Consider the following 1417-nt stretch of genomic DNA (forward strand, 5'->3'; position numbering starts at 1 on the left):
CTGGCAGAAGGAAAACCGAAAAAAGTGGCCATTATCGCCTGCGTCAGGAAGATGATTAACATCTTAAATTCTATGCTGCGAGATGGCGCCCTATGGGATGCAAAAACAGCTTAAAATTATCTATTGACGCCATAGTCGTTTGTTATGTTCAACTTCAGTACTGTAAACTCTCCTGATATTACCTTATTGTAAAGCCAGTTGTATCAACTGAATTAATAGTCTCGGTAAGTGTCTCTTCATAAAAGTTCTCTCGACCATTTATGACTGAAATTGAACTATACAAAGCAAATCCTCGCCTATCATAAATTCTTGACAAGATGAACCTATGATTGCCACCATCACCGAACATTCCAGCAGCGTTGTAATACCATACCCCATTTTTAAATAAAATATTTGCCGAAATTGTTTTCCCATCCAATTTATAAGTACATTTGCCCAAAGCGAATTTACAATTATCAATAGGAGTATAAAGTTCATATTTATTTTCACGCAAGGGGTTACTGAAATATTCAACACCTTGAGACCACATTATATAGTCATTTTGAAAATATTTTTTTGTGACATTTATATAATCAAATAGGACTATATCACCTTCAATCCGACTTAACTTTGAAATGAAAATTTCATCTTTCTTAGGCGATGAGTAGGAGTATTCATAGTCCTTGTTTGTATCAATTGACTGTAACTCGCTAACATTATCAGGAGTTAACACATTTCCGATATTATCCCTAAGAATTTTTGATGCTAATTTTGAAAGTTGAATATCTGGAATTTCTAAATCAACAAACTTAAATGCATCGCATTTGGCCAACTTGTCTTCATTTTCATTCATAACTTTAGAAAGGGCTAAAGCTTTGCTTTTAACATCAGATGAGCCCACTTCCTTTAAATCTTGAGGGGTAATTTCATCCAAAACTACGCTTCGACACTCACAATACTTATCACTATTATCATTTCTGACATTACAAGCCATCTTTGCTAAATCTTTAAAGGTTAATTTTCTATGGCCTTCTTGGCTTTCTTTTATCTCGCTATTAGCTGTACATCCAGACACAGCACATAAAGCAAGAAAATAAGCCATTACTTTGCATGACATAAACCACCTACTAATCATATTTATAACAACTTATCTGAATCATAAATCACATTTACTCACTGACACTAATACTTGGTCATGAAAATTATGAACATAACGCCTGCAATAAGGTGTGCCCCACTGAACCTGCAAAGCACACTGTACTTCAAACCAAAACTGCCGAGTGTAAGGCATCACCTTGATTGCCTTGTTATAAGCCAGTTACTTGGCAGATTCAGCTTTATTTTGCGATAGTATAAACATCAGCATTCCTGCCATTATTACCATGTCCGCAATATTAAAAACACCAGTGCGAATTGAGCCAAAACCTACATTTAAGAA

Annotated in this window: 1 protein-coding gene and 1 pseudogene; one reads left to right on the plus strand and one right to left on the minus strand. The window is 35.0% G+C overall.

All coding sequences use genetic code 11. The features are described 5' to 3' along the window. Positions 1–114 (plus strand): annotated as a pseudogene (locus EDI28_RS25710) (IS110 family transposase); the annotation flags it as partial. A 64-nt stretch (positions 115–178) separates the two neighbouring features. On the opposite strand, the gene EDI28_RS25715 reads toward EDI28_RS25710, so the two are convergent. Further along, entirely contained in the window at positions 179–1096 is a 918-nt protein-coding gene (locus EDI28_RS25715) for a hypothetical protein (protein ID WP_128786680.1), read from the minus strand. Positions 1097–1417: the final 321 nt, after the last annotated feature.

Source organism: Photobacterium chitinilyticum, assembly GCF_004104355.1.
Classification (GTDB): Bacteria; Pseudomonadota; Gammaproteobacteria; order Enterobacterales; family Vibrionaceae; genus Photobacterium; species Photobacterium chitinilyticum.

Bases quoted from the DNA above. Each gene is read 5' to 3' on its own strand.
- EDI28_RS25715 (WP_128786680.1), bottom strand. From the start codon at position 1,096: ATGTCATGCAAAGTAATGGCTTATTTTCTTGCTTTATGTGCTGTGTCT.